Genomic DNA, 2,758 nt, shown 5'->3' with positions numbered 1-2,758 from the left:
ATGAAGAAGTTTAATTAGTTTAAACCTTATTTACAATAAGCTCAGAATTTATTCATAATATATTGGGAAACAAACCTCCTTTAGTTGAATGGTTAGAATGGAAAGGTAAATCACTTAAAAACAAGGACAAAAAACAAATACTGGAACTAAAAATCAATAAACCATTAACTATAACAACTTGACATTAAAACTTATATTAAACATAAATTGTGGAGTATAACACAAAAAATATTAATTTTTTGAACAAAATGCTTTTGATATGGTTATTTAGATTGATAATTTAAATTTATATCTTCTTAATATAATAAAATTATGTTTTTGTTTAAGTTTGCAATATCAAAATAACCCGAATATATGACTACTTTATTAGTTAATATTAAAGAATTAATTCAAGTAAGAAAACCTGGAACTAAAAAGATATCAGGCATTGAAATGAAAACCTTACCCACCATAAAAAAAGCTTTCTTATTGATAAAAAATGGTTTTATTATTGATTTTGGTTCAATGGATAGTGTTCCCAAATTAGCTTGTAAAAAAATCGACTGTACAGGAAAAATGGTTTTGCCTACTTGGTGCGATTCACATACGCATATAGTATTTGCCGGAAATAGAGAACAAGAATTTGTTGATCGCATAAATGGTTTAACTTATGAACAAATTGCAAAAAACGGCGGTGGTATTCTAAATTCAGCAAAAAAACTTCAAAATACAAATGAAATTGATTTGTATGAACAATCAGCAAAAAGGTTAGAAGAAATTATGGCTTTGGGTACAGGAGCCGTTGAAATAAAATCTGGATATGGACTCACTATTGATGCTGAACTCAAAATGCTTAAAGTAATAAAAAGGCTTAAGGAAAATTACAGAATTCCCATTAAAGCGACATTTTTAGGAGCACATGCATTTCCTTCAAAATTCAAAGATAATAAAGAAGGCTATATTAATTTGATTATTAATGAAATGCTTCCAAAAATTGCTCAAGAAAATCTTGCTGAATTTATTGATGTCTTCTGTGAAACTGGTTATTTTTCTGTTGAAGATACCAATAAAATATTATCTGCTGCGAAATCATATGGGTTGATTCCAAAAGTACACGTAAATCAATTCAATACTATTGGAGGTATTCAAGTTAGTGTGAAACACAAAGCCTTATCAGTTGATCATCTAGAGGTAATGACTTCAGAAGATATTAATTCATTAAAAGGCTCAGATACTATGCCTGTTGCATTGCCTTCTTGTTCTTATTTCTTAAGTATTCCCTACACTCCTGCTCGGGCTATTATTGAATCAGGACTCCCTCTAGCTTTGGCTACTGATTTTAATCCTGGGTCTACCCCTTCTGGAAACATGAATTTTGTGGTAGCTACGGCCTGCATCAAAATGAAAATGACTCCTGAAGAAGCTATCAATGCCGCTACCATAAATGGGGCATATGCGATGAACTTATCTGAAGAAGTTGGAAGTATTACAAAAGGAAAAAAAGCTAATTTTATTATTACTAAAGAAATTCCTTCTTACGGCTTTATTCCATATAGCTTTGGATCAAATTTAATAGAAGATGTATATATTGATGGTGAAAAAATATAATTTTTATGCTTACTTTATTTAATCAAAAACATATTAACGATTTCACCAATGCTCGTAAAGGAGAAATAAAACTTGGTGAATGTGTTTCTACTATTAATAACAATTATTCGCTTGACGAAGAACTTAAAAAATCTAAGGCTACTTTCATTATTTTTGGTATTCCTGAAGATATTGGAGTTAAAATGAACGGTGGTAATGGAGGAGCCCATACAAGTTTTATTCCGAGCATCAAAGCTTTTTTAAATACGCAGCAAAATCAGTTTATAAAAGGCGAAGATATTCTTGTCCTTGGTTATTTAGATCACTTTGACGATGTTATCAATTTTGACTCATCAGACCGTAAAAAAGGAGATGAGTTACTAAAAAAAATTGATCAAGAAGTTTCGGAGCTAGTAGCCCTTATAGTGAAACACAAAAAAATCCCCATTATTATTGGAGGGGGGCATAACAATGCTTATGGAAATATTAAAGGTCTTTCCTTAGCAAAAAAAAGCTCCATAAATGTTATCAATTTAGATGCACATACCGATCTAAGACGTTTAGAGGAACGCCACAGCGGGAATGGATTTTCATATGCTCTTAAAGAAGGTTTTTTAAATAAATACTTTATGTTTGGCCTACATGAAAGCTATACTCCTCAGTATATCTTTGAGAAAATTCATAGTAATATGAATCTCGAATACAATACTTTTGAAGAATTAGAGGTATATCAAGTAACGAATATGAAGAATGAGCTACAACGCGCATCAAATTTTATAAAGGATAATTACTTTGGAATAGAAATTGACCTAGATTGCATTCAATATTTTCCTAGTAGCGCTATGACGCCAAGTGGCTTTACACCTCAACAAGTCCGTCAATTCACCTATAATTTTGCCAAAATTAATAAAGCTTCCTACATACATATCTGTGAAGGGGCTCCTTCGATTAAAAAAGATCCCATAGCAACAATTCAAGTAGGAAAATTCATAAGCTATCTGATTTCTGATTTCATAAAGGCAAAAAATTCATAAAAAAATACATACAAACAAGTTAAACCTCTACAATGATGAAAATAATACTTTTGTAAAATTTAATATTTGCCTTTAACTCACCTTCGAAAAATAAAATTGAAAATTATTGTAACTTTTTTTATTTTTGAAAGGCTCATAATAATCTAACACAAATAATT

Annotated in this window: 2 protein-coding genes; both read left to right on the top strand. The window is 30.2% G+C overall.

Features of this window, described 5'->3' with window-relative positions:
- Window positions 1-354 precede the first annotated feature (354 nt).
- Window positions 355-1,587 (top strand): imidazolonepropionase, encoded by a 1,233-nt coding sequence (gene hutI, locus AC2GW8_RS00180; RefSeq protein WP_440880784.1) that lies wholly within the window; start codon window positions 355-357, stop codon window positions 1,585-1,587.
- A 5-nt stretch (window positions 1,588-1,592) separates the two neighbouring features.
- Window positions 1,593-2,600, top strand: coding sequence for a formimidoylglutamase (locus AC2GW8_RS00175; protein ID WP_440880783.1), 1,008 nt, complete (start codon window positions 1,593-1,595; stop codon window positions 2,598-2,600).
- The last annotated feature ends 158 nt before the right edge of the window (window positions 2,601-2,758 follow it).

It is taken from the genome of Tenacibaculum profundi, from assembly GCF_057162725.1.
Note: the sequence above shows the minus strand (reverse complement) of the source record. Positions and strands in the feature narration are given on the sequence as shown.

Bases quoted from the DNA above. Each gene is read 5' to 3' on its own strand.
- hutI (WP_440880784.1), top strand. From the start codon at position 355: ATGACTACTTTATTAGTTAATATTAAAGAATTAATTCAAGTAAGAAAA.
- AC2GW8_RS00175 (WP_440880783.1), top strand. From the start codon at position 1,593: ATGCTTACTTTATTTAATCAAAAACATATTAACGATTTCACCAATGCT.